The organism is Spirillospora sp. NPDC047418, assembly GCF_040643275.1.
In the GTDB taxonomy this organism is placed as follows: domain Bacteria; phylum Actinomycetota; class Actinomycetes; order Streptosporangiales; family Streptosporangiaceae; genus Spirillospora.
Genome location: NZ_JBEYTW010000062.1, coordinates 35202 through 50714, shown reverse-complemented (window position 1 = coordinate 50714; position 15513 = coordinate 35202). Strand labels below are relative to the sequence as shown.

17 protein-coding genes are annotated in these 15513 nt (G+C 70.4%); 2 read left to right on the top strand and 15 right to left on the bottom strand.

All coding sequences use genetic code 11. From position 1 onward, the window contains the following. Nucleotides 1-639, top strand: a 639-nt coding sequence (locus ABZ806_RS30600) for an IS256 family transposase (protein WP_500220898.1), incomplete at its 5' end; no start/stop codon positions are given. Between the two features lie 324 nt (nucleotides 640-963). On the opposite strand, the gene ABZ806_RS30595 is transcribed toward ABZ806_RS30600, so the two are convergent. The 15 genes from ABZ806_RS30595 to ABZ806_RS30525 all read right to left on the bottom strand — a co-directional run bounded on the left by ABZ806_RS30595 (nucleotide 964) and on the right by ABZ806_RS30525 (nucleotide 14951). After that, complete coding sequence (locus ABZ806_RS30595) at nucleotides 964-2505, bottom strand: hypothetical protein (protein ID WP_500220897.1); 1542 nt, start codon at nucleotides 2503-2505, stop codon at nucleotides 964-966. Nucleotides 2506-2509: 4 nt separating this feature from the next. Beyond that, nucleotides 2510-2893: a hypothetical protein gene (locus tag ABZ806_RS30590; RefSeq protein WP_500220896.1), complete on the bottom strand. Its 384-nt coding sequence runs from the start codon at nucleotides 2891-2893 to the stop codon at nucleotides 2510-2512. A gap of 136 nt (nucleotides 2894-3029) precedes the next feature. Continuing rightward, nucleotides 3030-3782, bottom strand: a complete 753-nt coding sequence (locus ABZ806_RS30585; protein ID WP_500220895.1) for a hypothetical protein — start codon at nucleotides 3780-3782, stop codon at nucleotides 3030-3032. 5 nt (nucleotides 3783-3787) lie between these two features. After that, nucleotides 3788-4189 carry a hypothetical protein gene (locus ABZ806_RS30580; RefSeq protein ID WP_500220894.1) on the bottom strand — a complete coding sequence of 134 codons (402 nt, stop codon included), beginning with the start codon at nucleotides 4187-4189 and terminating at the stop codon, nucleotides 3788-3790. 90 nt (nucleotides 4190-4279) lie between these two features. After that, nucleotides 4280-5101 carry a hypothetical protein gene (locus ABZ806_RS30575; RefSeq protein ID WP_500220893.1) on the bottom strand — a complete coding sequence of 274 codons (822 nt, stop codon included), beginning with the start codon at nucleotides 5099-5101 and terminating at the stop codon, nucleotides 4280-4282. A 52-nt stretch (nucleotides 5102-5153) separates the two neighbouring features. Beyond that, on the bottom strand, nucleotides 5154-5978 hold the full coding sequence (locus tag ABZ806_RS30570; RefSeq protein WP_500220892.1) for a hypothetical protein: 825 nt from the start codon (nucleotides 5976-5978) through the stop codon (nucleotides 5154-5156). A 43-nt stretch (nucleotides 5979-6021) separates the two neighbouring features. Further along, nucleotides 6022-6819, bottom strand: coding sequence for a hypothetical protein (locus ABZ806_RS30565; RefSeq protein WP_500220891.1), 798 nt, complete (start codon nucleotides 6817-6819; stop codon nucleotides 6022-6024). Further along, nucleotides 6816-7220: a DUF4913 domain-containing protein gene (locus tag ABZ806_RS30560; protein ID WP_500220890.1), complete on the bottom strand. Its 405-nt coding sequence runs from the start codon at nucleotides 7218-7220 to the stop codon at nucleotides 6816-6818. Before ABZ806_RS30560 ends, ABZ806_RS30565 begins: the two co-directional genes overlap by 4 nt. Nucleotides 7221-7310: 90 nt before the next feature. Then, entirely contained in the window at nucleotides 7311-9116 is a 1806-nt protein-coding gene (locus tag ABZ806_RS30555) for a type IV secretory system conjugative DNA transfer family protein (protein ID WP_500220889.1), read from the bottom strand. Beyond that, a complete protein-coding gene (locus ABZ806_RS30550; RefSeq protein ID WP_500220888.1) occupies nucleotides 9113-10558 on the bottom strand; it encodes a putative type IV secretion/conjugal transfer ATPase in 1446 nt (481 codons plus the stop codon). The genes ABZ806_RS30555 and ABZ806_RS30550 overlap by 4 nt, the downstream gene beginning before the upstream one ends. Before the next feature lie 15 nt (nucleotides 10559-10573). After that, nucleotides 10574-12049, bottom strand: coding sequence for an SCO6880 family protein (locus tag ABZ806_RS30545; RefSeq protein WP_500220887.1), 1476 nt, complete (start codon nucleotides 12047-12049; stop codon nucleotides 10574-10576). After that, nucleotides 12039-13394 carry a TrbL/VirB6 family protein gene (locus ABZ806_RS30540; RefSeq protein WP_500220886.1) on the bottom strand — a complete coding sequence of 452 codons (1356 nt, stop codon included), beginning with the start codon at nucleotides 13392-13394 and terminating at the stop codon, nucleotides 12039-12041. Before ABZ806_RS30540 ends, ABZ806_RS30545 begins: the two co-directional genes overlap by 11 nt. A gap of 62 nt (nucleotides 13395-13456) precedes the next feature. Beyond that, nucleotides 13457-14203 (bottom strand): DUF8175 domain-containg protein, encoded by a 747-nt coding sequence (locus ABZ806_RS30535; protein ID WP_500220885.1) that lies wholly within the window; start codon nucleotides 14201-14203, stop codon nucleotides 13457-13459. Further along, nucleotides 14200-14511, bottom strand: coding sequence for a hypothetical protein (locus ABZ806_RS30530; protein WP_500220884.1), 312 nt, complete (start codon nucleotides 14509-14511; stop codon nucleotides 14200-14202). The genes ABZ806_RS30535 and ABZ806_RS30530 overlap by 4 nt, the downstream gene beginning before the upstream one ends. A 2-nt stretch (nucleotides 14512-14513) precedes the next feature. Continuing rightward, entirely contained in the window at nucleotides 14514-14951 is a 438-nt protein-coding gene (locus ABZ806_RS30525) for a hypothetical protein (RefSeq protein WP_500220883.1), read from the bottom strand. A gap of 232 nt (nucleotides 14952-15183) precedes the next feature. On the opposite strand from ABZ806_RS30525, the gene ABZ806_RS30520 reads away from it, so the two are divergent. Further along, complete coding sequence (locus tag ABZ806_RS30520; RefSeq protein WP_500220882.1) at nucleotides 15184-15480, top strand: helix-turn-helix domain-containing protein; 297 nt, start codon at nucleotides 15184-15186, stop codon at nucleotides 15478-15480. The last annotated feature ends 33 nt before the right edge of the window (nucleotides 15481-15513 follow it).

Genomic DNA, 15513 nt, shown 5'->3' with positions numbered 1-15513 from the left:
GGGCAGGTGATGACCGACCTGCGCAACCGCGGCGTCCGCGACATCCTCATCGCCTGCTGCGACGGGCTGAAGGGCTTCGAGGACGCCATCGGCGGGGCGTTCCCGGGCACCGTGGTGCAGACCTGTGTGGTCCACCTCATTCGCAACGCGCTGCGGCCGGTCGCCCGCCGCGACGCCGGCGCGGTGGCCAAGGAGTTGAAGAAGGTCTACACCGCGCCCGATGCCGACGCCGCGCTGGAGGCCCTGGCCGAGTTCGCCGGCACCGACCTGGGCCGCAAGTATCCGCAGGCGGTGCGGGTGTTCGAGGACGCCTGGGACCGGTTCACGCCCTTCTTCGCCTTCACCCGCCCCGTCCGCAAGCTGCTCTACACCACCAACGGGATCGAGTCGCTGAACTACCAACTCCGCAAGGTCACCAAAGCACGCGGGCACTTCCCCACCGACGACGCCGTGGTCAAGCTGCTCTGGCTGGCCATCATCAACATCGAGGACAAGAGAGCCCGCGAACGCGCCGCCAAACGCGAGCAAGGCGACAAGCACGCCTTCCAGCCCACACGCCTCGTCGAGGGGCAACGCGCCGCCGGATGGCGCGAAGCACTCAACGAACTCGCCGAGGCATATCCAGGACGCATCAGGTAAAGCGAACATCGCCTTCTACCTGCAAGGACTTTCCACACCTGACGTTACAAGCTCCCTCACTGGTCTGTAGCCGTGCTGGTGCGTTCTCTGATCGTGTCGGCGTAAGCAGCCCAGGGTGTTGCGACGACCGGTTGAGGGCAGGCAGTTGAGCCCGGGGGCCTGCTGAAATCAGGCCCCGGGGTTCTGAGCCTCGGCGAGGTCGACGGCGCTCGTCCAGAGCATCCTGAGACGAGATTTCATCTGCAGCGTAGCTAAGTCGAGTCTTCGACGTGCTCGGTGCTACTGGTGCCGTGGCGGATCCGGTATCGCATCAGGTCCTGCTGCTCATCGTCTACGGGGCGCCTCTGGCCTGTTGTCTGTTGGGGATTGGGCGTTGGTCGGTGTCGTGGGCGGCGGGAGGGGTTGGGGTGGCGACGCTGATTGTTCTAGGCATTCGTTGATGGAGTACGGGAAGTCGGCGGCGGCCAGGCGGTGTTTGGTGTGCTCGTCCAGGATCGAGTTCCGCTGGTAGATCAGCTCGACTTCTTCGGGGACGGAGGCGGGCGTGGAGGTCAGGTTGTGGATGGCTTGGCCGATGGTCGTGATGGTTTGGCGGCCTTTGATCTGGGCTTTTTCGTAGCGGGTTGAGAGTTCGCGGGCTGATGCTGGTGCGCGGGGGATGTGGGTGGGGTGTTTCTTGTGGCGGTCGAGGGCGTGGAGGGTGGCTGCGTCGTTGATGGCGGTGTGGTGGTGGGCGGCGAGTGTGTTGCAGGCTTCGATGGTTTTGAGGGTGATGGTGGCGAGTTCGGCTGCGTGGGTGAGGGTGGGGGCGAGTTGGTGGGGTGGTTTGAGGTGGGAGGAGGCGCGGGGGCTGGGTGTCCAGGCGGGGTCGGTGTGGACGAGGCGGCCGAGGCGGATGATGAGGTCGCCGGCGTCGGTGGCGGGGCCGTTGGCGGGGTGGCCGTGGTGGCCGATGTGGGTGTCCCAGCGGCGGACGATGGTTTTCCAGGTGGTGCGGAGGCGGCGGAGGTCGGTAGCCGCTTGTTGGATGGCGGGTAGGTGGTCGCGTTGGTCGAGTTCGTTGATGCGGTAGATAAGTTGGCGGATGGTCTTGTGGTTGAGGTCGCAGATGATGGCGGCTGCGCGGGCGAGGTAGCGCCAGGTGGTGACGGAGGTGGCGGTGGTGGGGTTGCCGAGTCGGTCGATGCTGGCGTTGATGCCGGCGAGGACTTGATCGCTTGTTTCGCCGATCTCGGGTGGGATGCGGTCGGGCGTGTGGTGGAGGGGGATGGCGGTGATGGGTGGTGGGGGCTGGTTCTCGCTGTAGAAGCGGGCGAGGACGGCGGCTTTGAGTAGGAGCGGGCCGGCCTGGTCGGTTGGGGTGGTGGTGCCGTAGGCGAGGTGGCCGAGGGTGGCGGTGTGGGTGCTGAGCTGGTGCAGCAGGGCGCGGGCGGTGTCGGGGGCGGCGATCATCGCGGCGTTCACGGATGTCGCTTGGTCGGGGGCGGTGGGGAAGTGGGTGGCGAGCAGGTCCAGGCCGCAGCCCAGAGCGATGGAGGCGGCGCGGAGTTGTGCCGCCAGGGGTGATTGCGGGGTTTCTGTGGTCGCGGGTGGGCCGAGGTGGTGTTCGGCTTGTTTGATGAGGGTGCTGGCGCGGTGGGCGGCGTCCCGGACCCCGGCGGTGGCGGTGGTGGTGTCGGGGTGGGGGAGGCCGAAGCCGACGGCGATCTGGTCGTGGTAGCGGGCTAGGACGTGGGTGAGGCGGGCCAGTTCGGGTGGGGCGGTGTGGTGGCGCAGGTCGTGGTGCAGGAGCGGGGTGTAGAGGCGGTGGTGCAGGTCGGTGAGGTGCTGGTCGGCGAGCGCGGTCATCTCTCCGAAGGTGGCCATGCCGTTACCGGAGGGCGTCGCGTAGGCGGCCGGCGTGCAGGGCGGCTTGGAGGCAGGCCATCTTGTCGTCGGGGTCGCCGGTCAGTTCGGCGGCCCGGACCAGGCTTTGGGAGACGGTGGTTGCGAGGTGGAACAGGGCGTCGGCGGTGGCGTCCAGTTCGGTGTGGTCGGTGGCGGGTGTGGCGTGCAGGGAGGGGGCTTGGCGGAGGGCTTGGTGGGCTTGGACGGCTTCGCCTTCGGCCATGCCCCAGGCGATGAATCCGTCGGGTTGCTGGGCGGCGTAGGCGGTGATGACGCGTTCGGCGTGGGCGAGGTCGTTGAGGGCGGTGGTGAGGATCTCGGTGAACCAGGTGTGTCGGACGTCCTGGTGGTGGTGTTCGTTGGTCATTGGGGTGTCCTCCGGTGGGACGGGTGGGTTGTCGCGGGCGGTGTCGGCTGGTTCAGCCTGGCGCGGGCTGTGGTGTGGTGGGGGTGGGGCGTGTTTCTGTGGACAACGGCAGGCTGCTCGGTGGTGTGGCGGGTGGTCAGGCTTGGGCTGCGGGCGAGGGCGGCGGCTCCTCACGGCCGTGGGGGTGCGGGCCTGCCGTGGGTGGGCTCGGGTTGATGTCGGTGTAGGAGTCCGTGGCGGCGGCTGTGGTGTCGGTGGGTTGGTGTCTGCTCGGGGTGGGGTGCGGGGCGAGTGCGTCGTGCAGTCGGGTTTGGGTGATGCCGCTCCATGTGCTCAGCGCGGCCAGGAGCCGCCGCCGGTCGTGTTCGAGGGCGTGCCGGGCTGGTTCTGGGGCGTTCGCGAGGCGGGTGGTGATGGTGGTGTAGAGGTCTTCGGCCTGGTCGGCGTGGTGGACGGTGCCCAGGGCCGTCTGGGTGGGCGGGAAGGCGGGCGCGGGTGCCAGGTGGGTGGCGGGTTCGGCGTAGATGAACGGGATGCCGGGGACCGCGACCAGAAAGGTCGTGTCGGGGTCGGGGCCGGTGGTCTGCCAGCCGATGACGGTGCCGCACCGGTCGTCGTGGCGGGTGAGGCGGACCTGGTCGCCGACCTTGTACGGGGCGTCCTCGGCGACTTCTGCGGCGTTGAGGGCGCGGCCGGTGCTGAGGGTGGAGGTGAAGTTGATGCCGTGGTGGTGGGCGTAGTGCTCCAGGTCGCAGACCAGTGCCGCGAGCAGCGCTTGGGTGTAGAAGGTGTCACGCTGCAGGAGCGAGGGCTTGCCGGGGAAGGCGTCGTTCTCGTAGGCGGTCAGGGCGTGGGTGGCGCGGTCGAGGCGTCTGCCGGCAAGGGTCATGGCGGTCACCTCAGGGCCGCGGCGACGTTGCCGGCGTGGTGGACGGCGCGCAGACACGCCACCCGGTCGGCGGGCTGGGAGGTCTTGGAGGCGACGTTGAGGAGCGCTTCGGCCACGGCCATCACCAGTGCGGCGATGGCCTCGGTGAACTCGGGGATCTCGGTGTCGGGCATAGCGTGACCGGGCCAGGCCAGCGAGGGGGCCTCGGCGAGCGCCCACCAGGCGTCGGATGCGTCCGCGAGTGCGGTCCGGTAGGCGTCCTCGGGTGTGGCTTGGGCCAGGACGGTGGCGGCGCGCTCGATCAGTTCCAGCCCCATGAAAGCGGCGGCCAGGAGCGCGGGCAGGGAGTCGGCGGTCTTGATCTGCCGGGTGACGTAGTCGAAGAAGTGCTTCAGCGGAACCTCCATGGTGTCGATGCCCGCGGCCTTGAGGGCGCCGTGGCACAAGCAGTCGTGGTGCGGCGAGTGTTGTGCTGGAGTCTGTGCAGGTGAAGCTGGCTATGGGCGGTGTCGGTGAGGTGGTGCGGGAGAGGTGGCGGGACGCTGGTGGGCGGCGGGTTGGTGGTCGGCGAGCCCTTGCGCCAGCGGGATGGGGAAGTCGCGCGCGGCGAGCTGGGCCGGGCTGAGCGCTGTCCCGGCGGATGCAGGTGGGGTGGTGAGGCGCGGTTCCACTTTGGCCAGCAGTAGGTCGGTGACCTCGCGTTCGTCGATGACGTTCCAGGCCGTGAGGGCATCCAGGAGGGCGTGGTGGTCGTTGAGGTCTTCTTGTGCCGGCTGGACACCGTTGAGGTCGGCGCGGCCGATCCGGGCCATGGTCTCCACGAGGGTCTCTTCGGCCCGAAGCGGGTTGCTGATGACGCCCTGGCTGGTGGGTGTGGACGGGAAGGGCGGGGCCGGCTTGAGGTCCGCGGCGATGATGGTGCGGCTGCTGGTCTGGCCGAGGAAGTGCACGTCGTACTGGGTGGGGCCGTCGTGGGGGACCAGGAGTCCGGTGACAGTGCCGCGGGTCGGTGCGCCGAGCAGGATCGCCTCGTCGGCGGCGGGTCCGTCGAGTTGGACGGTGGTGCCGATGGCCAGGACGTCGGGGCTGTTGTGTTCGCTGAGGTAGTAGCCGTTGGCCTGGGCGAGGATGTCGTTGAACTCCAGGCCGCGGTGGTCGGCGTAGTGCATCAGGTCGATCAGCAGATCGCCGAGGAGTTCCCGGGCGTGGGTGTTGTTGCCGCGGTGGTCGAGGTGTTCGGTCTCCTCGAACAGCGCTTGGAAGGCGTCCAGGGCTGCGGCTCCGAATTCGGCGAATTCGGCGGTGCGGGCTTCAGTCATGCAACCTCCATGGGTGTCGGTTCGGATGACAGAACGACTGAGTGTTGGGTGGTCAGGGGCGGTGCCTGTGCGGGCGTGGCGGGTCGTCGGGCTTGGGGCGAGTGCTGGCCGGTGAGTCGTCGGAGGGGACGGGGTTCGGCTGCTGGGGGAACTCGGTGGCGGCGAGTCTGGCCGCCGCATCCAGTCCGGGGCGCCTGTTCGCGGGTGTGTGTGCGGCATGCATGATGCGGTTGTAGAGGTGGCGCATGATGGCGTCGGGTCGGCCGCCCGACCATTGCCCCAGCCGCATGGTCAGCTGGGCGAGGTCGGTGAGTGCCTGCTCGTCGGTGACCAGGCCGTTGTTGGCGGCGCGCTTGAGCCGGACGGCGACGTTGACGATCGTTGATTCGGCGTCGCGGGCGTTGGAGACGACTCCGGCCGTCCGGGTCGCCAGGGGCAGCAGGGAATCGGCGGGCTCCAACTCGGTTGCGGTGACGTGCAGGCCTTCGTTGACGCCGGGGATCCGTACCGTGCAGTGGTGTTCGCCGTAGGGGGAGGTGGCCAGCGCGTCGATGAAGCCGCGCCACAGCGGGTACCGCGGCTTGGCGCCGGTGGCGGTGCGCTGCTGGCGGAACTGGACTTGGGCGCCGAGCCGGAAACTGTAGATCGGGTCGTGGTCGTGTCCGCCGCGGTCAAGGTGCTGCTGGTGAAGCTCGGCGAAGGTGTCGTGGACGTTCAGGTCGAGTCGGCCGGCGTAGTGGGCGAGCTGCTCGACGAGGGACTCGATCAGTGGCTCGGCCAGGAGTGGGTCGGTGCGGTGGCTGTCGCTTTCGTCGGGCAGGAGTTGCTGCTGGTAGGCGTCGAGTGCGGCGGCGACGGCTTCGTTGTGGTCGGGCAAGTGGGTACCTCCGAAGGTGCGTGCGGGGTCAGGGGCGCGCCTGTCACATCAGGCGATGACGTTGGTTCGGGCTCGGGGGGTCTGGGCGGCTGGACGACCACGCTCGGGTGGGCTGCTCGCCGGCCAGGAGGGCGGCGATGTCGTTGGGGAACGCGGTCGCTGCGCGGCGGGCGGCGGGCGACAGACCATCGGGGACGTGGTGGATTTCGCCGGCACGGTGGCGGAGATGGTTCAGCACGTGCTCGGGCTTGGTGCCCGACCAGGTGGCCAAGGCGGTGGACAACTCGGCCAGGTCCGCCAGCGCCTGCGGGTCGGTACCGGCTTCACCGTGCCTGGCAGGTAGGCGGGTGAGCAGGTCGGTGATGGTGTCTTCGGCCTCCAGCGCGGAGAAAACGGTCCCGCAGGTGCGCGTCGGCACCGGCACCATGCGCGTGCCTGGTTCCAGCGCGGCGGTACTGGTGTGCTGCGGGTCGATGATCCCCGGGATGCGCAGCATGCATTCGGCGTCCTGGCTGGCGCCGGATGATTTCAGTTCGGTGATGAACCCCCGGTTGGGTTCGGTGCCGTGGTCGCGGAACTGGACCTCGGTGTTGAGACGGAAGCTGTAGCGGGGGTTGGTGATGGCGCCGCCGCGGTCGAGGCGGGCCTGGACGAGGGCGTCCAGCAGGTCGACCACGTCCAGGTGGTTGCCTTCGCCGTAGTTGATGAGGTCGACCACCAGGGCGTGCAGGAGTCCTTCGGCTTCGGCGTGGTCGGTGCGGTGCCCGTTGGCCAGGTCGCCGAACAAGTGCTGTTCGTAGGCGTCCAACGCCAGCGCGGTGGCCTCCATGCGCTCGCTCATGCGCGCACCGGACCCGGAGCTGGGGCCGACGTGGCGGTGTCGAAGCCGAGCCATCCGGTGGGAACGGCTACGAGGCGGGCTTCGTGCGGGGCCAGGTGCTCGTTCTCGGTGCACTGGTAGAAGGGGCCGCGGGGGCCGAGCAGGACGGGGAGTTGGTGGTCGCGGTACCACAGGGCCATGCCGGTGGCGCCTTGCAGCCGCATCGCCTCCCAGGCGAACCAGAGCGCGGTGAGGCGGGAGATGGCCTCGCCGTGCCGCCACCATTCGGCGCACCAGCGGAACTCCCCGCCCAGCGTGCGCCGGTACATCGGGACGAAGTGCTCGCTCACCCAGGCGGTGACATCCGGGTACAGCGACTCGCGGCGCTTGCCGGTGTCCGCGGACGGAGCAGGGTCGGACATGGGGTTGAAGCCTCCAAAGCGGTGGATGTGTGCATGTGAAGGCCCCTTTCTGCGCGGATGTGGATGTGGACGTGTGGAGTGTGGTGCGGGCTAGGTCGTGGGCCCGGAGTCCGGGCGGCTGTGGTGGCGGCGGGCGGCCTCGGCGATCGCGGTATCGGCAGCGGTGATGGCCTTGCCGATGGGAGCGGCGTGCGGGCCCGAGTACCAGGGGCGTAGCCGGATGAGGGCGGGTTTGGTGCCGGTGGCCAGCAGCAGGGCGGTCCCGGCGGGCAGAGCGCGGATGTCGGCGCCTTCGAGGATTTCCTGGCGGCGCAGCGAGATCTGCTCGCTGGCGCGGCCGTCGCTGTAGGTGATGGATCGGACGGGGACGTCGTGCTGTCCGATGAGGGTGGCCAGGTCGCGCACCAGCCGCGGCGAGTCGATCCCGGCGCCGATCAGCTTGCGGGTCGCGGCGCCCCACATTGCGGCCATGCCGGGTTCGCCCCAGACGGTGACGCCCTGTTCGTAGCTTTGCAGGATGGTGACCGGGATGATCCCGCGCGACCCCAGGTGGGAGTACAGCTGCGGCAGGTCGGCGATGCGGCAGATGTTGGCGGCCTCATCGAGCGCGACGATCAGGGGCGGGTCGAGGCGTCCACCAGCCTGTTCGGCGCGGCGTTCGGCGGCGCGCATGGCGGTGTCGGTGAGCGCGGCGATCAGCGGCGCGGCCGCCGACAGCGACTTCGACAGCAGATACAGCGTGTCGCGTGAGCCGGCGAACGCGTGCGGGTCGAAGACGGGCAGGTCACGGTCGGGGGTGACCCAGGCGAGGATCTCCTGGTCGCGGAGGGCTTTGGCGGCGGTGCGGGCGGTCTGGTAGATCCCGTCGCGGGTCTCCACGGCACCGTTCTGGGTGCCCTTCAGGGAGGAAGCCATCAGCTGGAACCCGGCCTCCTGGAGCAACTCGATCGGCGTCGGGACGGCCGGCTCGTCCAACCACCGGGCGACGTGGTGCAGCGACCGGTCCGATGTTGCGGCGGCCAGGAACAGGGCGCACAGCAGGTCTTGCGCGGCCGGTCCCCACAGGTCTTTCTTCTGGCCGTCGTCGACGGTGAGGACGAAGTGCCCGGCGAGGCGGTGGGCGTCCTCGACGGTGGACAGTCCGGCGAGCGGGTTCCACCACCAGGCCTGCGGCTGGTAGGTGATGCGCTGCGGATCGAACAACCATGCCGTGCCGCCTGTGCGCTGGGCGCGGACGGTGGCGATCGCCGACCATAGGTCGGCCTTGTTGCTGGTCGCGATGACCGGACCGGGCGCGGACAGCACGTGCGGGATCGACTGGGTGGTGGTCTTGCCCGACCGGGGCGCCATGAACGCCACGACCGTGTCCTCGAACGAGGCGAGCAACGTCGGGCCGTTCCGGTCGCCCGGCAGCAGGACGTCCCCCAGGACGAGGCCGATGTCGCCCGGTTCCAAGTCACCGGGGTTGACCTTGGCGAGGGAACGCCGCAGCGCGATCGCCTTGCGTGCGGTCGCGTCCGGCTGAAGGCCAGTCAAGCCGGGGTTCTCAGCGAGTGCGGCGACGGGGTCCCCGGGCTGCGGAAGGCGTTTGGCGATCCGCAGCCAGATCTCCCAGAGGCTGCAGACGAGCGCGGTGACGAAGAGGGCCAGGATGAGCAGGACGAGCCAGGTCGGCGTCCCCGGCCAGGCCAGATCGGTCTGGCCCCGGGCGAGCGCGACGGCGAAGTCGGCGCCGAACGCCATGACCGTCCCGCCCACCGCGACCGCGCACACCTTCGCCGACAACCACACCATCCACAGTCCGGCGATGGGCGTCCAGCAGGCGGCTAGCACCAGCCATGAGGCGCCGGTGCCGGAATGCCACAACGACGCCCGCGGCCCTAGAGCCCGCGTCATGCGGTCGCCCGGATGGCCTGGTCGGTGTCGTAGAGGTGGGTTTCGGGGCCGACGAGGGAGAGTTCGATGGGGATGCCGAGGCGCTCGCCGGTTTTGATGAGGTATTTGCCGCGTCCGGGGTGGCGGGCGCCGGGTTGCCAGGAGTCGGGCGCCGACCAGGAGGCGACCAGGTGCTGTTCGGGGCCGGTGAGTGGGGTGATCTGGTGGACGCGGGCCAGTTCGCGGGGCGGGAGCCCGGCCAGGACGGTGATGGCCGAGCGGTCGGCGAACCCTTTGGCTTTGGCGCGGTCTTCCTCAGTGGCCAGCGCGTCGAGGTCGGCGAGGGAGTGGGTGATCATGATGGAGGCCATGCCTTTGGCGCGGTTGAGGCGGGTGAGGGCGTCGGCGTGCTCGACCAGGCCGGGAGCGCCGCGCAACGCGCGCCACAGCTCGTCCATGACGCCGAGGTAGGAGCGGCGCGGGGCGGCGCCGAGGTCGGCGAGGGCGGTGGCGGCATCCACCATGCCGAAGGCGTAGGCCCAGGTGCACAGCATCGCGGCGGTGAGGAGTTTGTCGCCGGCGGCGCGGACGCGGGAGATGTCGACGCTGATCGCGGGCGCGTCCAGGTCCAGCGGCCGGGTGGTGGCGGCGTCGAACACCCCGGCCAGCGACCCGGAGATGAGCAGGTCGAGGGTGAAGACCAGGTCGCGGGTCTGGGCCCGGTAGGCGTCGGCGGTGTCGGTGCGGGCCGCTCCCCGCAGTTCGTCCGGGCCCTCTTCGAGGATGTGCAGGATGTCGACGATGGTGGGTTCACGGTCGAGGCGGTCGTCGAGCAGGTCGATGGCGCGGCCCAGGACGACTTCTTCGGCGTTGGTGATGCGGGCCTCGCGGACCAGAGTCGCCAGGGCCAGGAGCAGGGACAGGCGGCGGGAGCGTACTTCCCAGCGCAGGGTTTCGGCGTCGGCTCCCGTCAGGCGGCGGCGTGCTTGGTCGAGGGGGCCGGCGTCCAGGGGGTTGATGCGGTCGGCGCCGCGTCCGACGCGGATGACCTGCCCGCCCAGGTAGTCGACCAGCCGGGTGTAGTCGGGTTTGGTGTCGCCGAGGATGATCGGTGTGGTGCCGGTCGCGACGGCGCCGGTGACCAGGCGTTTGACCAGGGTGGACTTGCCGGTGCCGGGCTGTCCGAGGACGAACATGCCTGGGTTGGTGACCAGTCCCTCCCGCAGCCAGGCGAGGGGATCGAGGCAAACGACTTCGCCCCACAGTTGGTGGCGTCCGACCGGGGTGCCGGCGGTGGGCGTGCCGGACCCGGCGGTGAAGGGATAGAGACCGCAGACCTGGCTGGTGGTGGCCTGATACTCGGGTGCGGGTTCGACGTGCGCGGCGCGCCCGGCATCCCGCCCGCGCCACCCCCAGGGCGGGGCGAGCGGTTCGGACATGGCCAAGGTTTCGGCGTTCGGCAAGCGTGACTCCAGGCTTTAGTGGATGAAGCGGCGGGACAGTTCGGGTGGGCAGATGCCGCACGGCAGGGTGGTGGCGAACCCGGCGGCCTGGCTGCCCCACAGGCGCCGCAGCCGGATCTTGGCCGAGTCGGCCGCAGCCTCCACGTGCGCGGCGGCGCGGCGAACCTGGTCGGGATCGGTGGCGGTGACGGTGGCGTACAGCGAGACCAAGCACACACCGGCGCCCATGGCCTCCTCGGCGGCGGCCTGCCGTGCCCGGGCAGAGTCCCAGCTGTCGCGGGCGGTCTCGTCGCGTCCCGTACGGCGCCGAAACTGAGTCCGGAACGCGGCCGCGTTGACCTCCTGCTGCAGGACGCGGCTGGCGGCGGCGACCGGCAGGGCCCGGTACTGCAGGGTGACGCGTTTGCAGAACGGGCCGGGTGCGACCAGTCGGGCCAGGACGTCGGAGCGGACGTTCTGGCGCGGCGGCTCGTGCCACGCCCAGCTCACCGAGATGCCGCCGTCGTGCTCGTAGTGGCCGACGTGCTCGGTCGCGGCGACCGGCCCCGCATCACCCCAACTCAGGACCTCGTTCGCGTCGGGGCCGGCGAGGAGCCGGTTGACCTCTCCGCGCGCATCGGGGTCGAACGCGGTGCGCACGGCCCCGGCGATTTCGGCGGCGGTGGCGCGATCGAGGACGGAGACGCCGCAGCCACCGAGCCGCGATGCGAGCCCGTCGAGGGTGCGGCCCAGTTCGGCGACCGCCTCGTACAGATCTTTCGGACGGGCCGAGGACGCTTTGGGGTCGAAGGTGATCGATACGCGGGTGTCGACGTCGGCGGCTGCGGCCGGGGCCGTCCGGACCAGTTCGCTCATGATCGTGCGCGCGGGCGCGGGTGCGGTGGGGACGACGGCGCGGCCGACGGCGTCGGCGAGGGTTGAGCCGGGTTCGGGTGCGGTCTCGACCGTGACCGTCACCCACCGCACGGCGGGCATGTGCCCGAGCGCGGCCAGCCACCCGCCCCACCCAGCCACCCAGGCATCGGCGTCGCTTTGGTCGGCGAGCCAGGTCGAGGTCGGGACGACGCGCAGGGTGGCGGTGAGCAGGCCGGTGCGGCGGTCCCACACGATCCCGTACCGGCCGCCGTACCCGTCCTCGGCGCTCAGCAGGGTCAGCGGCGCCAGCACGCCTGGGAGCTGGAACGCGCGCGGATGGTCGGTCACGACCCCGGCGCGGTAGTGGTGGTGGCCGCGCCACACGCCCCACCGCCACCGGCACCGCGCCAGCACCAGCCGCGCCACCGGGACACCACCGATGCGGACCAGTCCCAGCCCGCCGCCGATCAGCGCCGGCGGAAGCAGGTAGATGAGTAGGTGCGGGGCGGTGGCGGCGATGAGCACCAGCAGCATCGCCGCGGCGAGGGCGATGAAGGTGGAGGCGGTGTCCAGGCCGAGCAGGCCGATACCATGCCGGCGCCGCCAACCCCCGTAGGTGCGGACGTCATGCCCCATGGCCACCGCCCCCCTCACCGGCCGCGCCGGTCGGGCCGCCGAAACCGCCGGTCGCGGCCCACCGGACCGTGTCCTCTCCCCGCTGCCGTTCCTGCTCGGCCGTCCGGACTGCGGTCGGGCCGACCGGTTCACCGTGACCGCTGTCCGGGGGCGCCCACCCGTGCCCATCCGCTGGGCTCTGCCCCGTCCCGGACGAGGCGCCATCGGGCTGGCCGCTCCCCGGCGGGGCGCCTGGGTCGGTGCCGTGGCCGCCGGGATGGGCCGGTACATGCGGGTCGGACGGCGGTTGGGACGGGGCGGGCGGCTGGTCTGATGAAGCGTCGGCGGGTGGCGGGGTGTCCTGGTCGCCGAGCTGCTGCTGGAGATAGGCGCCGTGCTCGCTGGCCGTACTGGACTGGCCCCCACCGAAACCGCCGCTGCTGCCGCTGAAACCGCCGCCGTAGGCGCGCAGCGCGCCGAGCGCGGTGGCACTGCTCATCAGCGCGCCGAGCATGCCGCCGCCGGGGCTGGACTCAGTGCCGCCGGTCGTCCAGGTGAAGAACTTCAGCAGCACCGGGAAGGCGATCAGGCTGATCAGCATCATCGCGAACCCCATCAGGACCGTGTGTAGGTCCTTGCCCTTGCCGACCAGCGTGAACGTGGTCGCATACACCGCCGCCGCGGCCGGCTTGTAGAAGACCAGCGCGAGCATCCAGCCCGCCACACGCGGGAACCATGCCTTGGTCGATGTGGTGATCATCCCTGCCGCCGCCAGCGGCAGCAGCCCCGCCAAAATGACCAGCGCCGCCCCGCGAAACAGCAGCAGAATCGCCTGGACAAGCCCAATGACCAGCGCGAACAGGCAGAGGACGAGCACGAGCGCGCGCGGTGCCGCACCTGGGAACGTCACGATCTGGGTCATGCGCTTGGCGAAGTCCCCGTCGGAGGAGGCGTTCAGGACCCAGCCGCACCACTGGTCGCCCCACTGCAGCAGCAGATTCGGCACCACCGTGCCGATCACGGTGACCGCCGCCAGGATGACCAGCCCGCGGCCGGCGTCCACCAGCGGGAGCGCTTTGCGCGACAAGGCCATCCGCGCGGCCACGGCCAGCAACGCCACTACTGCCACCGCGACCGTCAACGGCTGGACCAGCACCTGCAGGTACCCGATCGCCGGCGTCTCCTGCAGGTCGGGGGAGGGGGTGTGTACCCACCAGGACGCGGTGTTGGAGATCAGCCACCCGGTTGCCGACTGGAACGACTCGGCCATCTCGTCCAGCACGTGCCCGCCGATCGCCCCCGGAATATCGGGCAGCCCAGGCAAGTCAGGGAGCAGCGGGTTGCCGCCGCCGTCATCGTTGTCCACCGGTTGCACGCACGCCGGATCCAGGACCGGCGAGCACGGGTCGAGCGGAAGCCGGGGAAGCATCAGCCGCCCCCGTGCGGGAAGCGGACGTAGCCGTCCAACGACTTGATCGGGGCCGCCGTCCCGGCCCAGGTCCCGCCGGGTGGGGCGACGACGCGCCAGTCACCGTCCTGCCACCGCAGTTGGAGCCGGGTCACGGCGCGGACGGTGACATCGCTGTCGCCGGGCCCGGCCGACAGCAAGTCCACGCTCGCAACCTGGTCGGTGTAGCCCAGCCAGCGGAACCCCTCCAGGACGACATAGCCGCGGCCGAGCGGCTCCCCGCCCCGCCGATCGCCCCGATGCTTCTCGTAGGCCTCGCGGGTCGAATCCATCAGCACGTCGGTATCGGGACCGATGACCTGCCGCTGGATGGTCGGCCCGAACACCTCCGTGCCCCACTGCATGCCGGCCCGCACCGCGATATGGACCGCGGCCAGCAGCGCCCCGCGCGGCGTCCGCGTAAACCCCGTCGCCAGATCGCCCTCGGTGTTGTGCGGGCCGTCCTGCGCCGAGTAGGGGAGCAGGACACTGTGGTAGTCCCGCCACGACACCCCGGCGAATGACACCGGCGGCGCGCTCACCAGCTCGCCGGCATCTGCGGTCGTCCGCACGATGACCGAGGTACGCGTGGGGGCCGTCCTGAACACCGAAGGCGCGGCCATGCCGAGCAGCACTCCGCCGCCGACCACCGACATTGCGATGACGCGGCGACGGCGCCACCATGGCACGTCGCGCGGCTGTCCCATGCTCTTGCTCGGTCGGCTCATTTGAAGAACACCTCCACGATCGGAGCCGCCGTCGCCGCCAGGCTCAATCCGCCCAGCACCCACGGGATGCCGGTCGCGCCGTCGGCGGCGAACGTGGAACGGTTCTTGCGGCCGATGGCCATCTGGCCCGCGCAGATGAACAGCCCGGCCACGCCGCAGATCAGCACGCCCCACTTGCCCCACGCCAGCAGCGTCTCCATCTTCTGATCCAGCCCCGGCGGCGCCTCCGGAGGCGGATCAGGCACATCCACATCACCGTCCAGCGGCGCCAGCGCCGCCAACGCGGCCACGGTGAACGAAGTCAGCACGATCAGGACCCTCCGCCGGCCAGCCGACGAAGCTCTTTGAGGGCCAGGCGCGCCTTACCGGGCAGGACGACCTCGGACGGGTCCTCCATCAGCCGCAGCTCCCGCACGTGCGGAACCCGCACGACACCCGTGACCCGCCCGGCCAGCAGCGCGAACCGCGCCGTGGCCTCCCGCGACTCCGGGCCGCCGTCACTGACGATCGCCAGCGCCGCCACCCGCTCGTCCCACTCGCGCAGCGCCCCGATCGCCGCCGTGGCCTCCTTGGCCGCCACCGCGGTGTTGCGCACCGCAAGCACCACCGGACGGCCCTTCGCCCGCAGCGGCGAGCAGCCGAACTCCAGCAGCGGTCCGATCGAGCCCATGTCCCACACCGCCGGCAGCAACGCCGCCAGCGTGGACGTCCCGGCCCCGCCATGCGCGCCGGCCACGACCACGTCCAAGGCCTCTCCCGCCTGGTCAGCCGGTCTTGGCCTGGTTTGTCGAATACTCATCCACATACCCCCGAATCGATGCACTGAGTTGCTGAACGATCACGGTACGTGGCACCATAACAGAGCGCAAGCATCGTCAAACAAATTCAGAGCACGTCATCACACCGAACAAGCTGCCTCCGCAGCACCGATCCACCACACTGGACAGGACAACCGTGACCGCCACCCAGGAGTCCAAGCGATGACCGAGACACCCGGCCGCGACCCCGACGTCCTCACCACCGCCGAACTCGCGACCAAACTCGGCCTCTCACCCCAGACCGTCCGCCGGATGGCCAACGCCGGACAGATCCCCGCCCTCAAAACCGGCAAGGACTTCCGCTACTCCTGGCAAGCAGTCCGCGAGGTGCTGCGGCAGCCCCACCACCAACCCGGGGAAGCCGCCCATGACCCAACCGAACAGTCCCAGCCGAAGAAGGGCGCCGGGTATCGCGCCCAACGCCAAGCCCGCACCGGCGCCCACGACACCGCCGACTAACTGCCCAGCATCCCCACTCCGGCGGCCGACCCG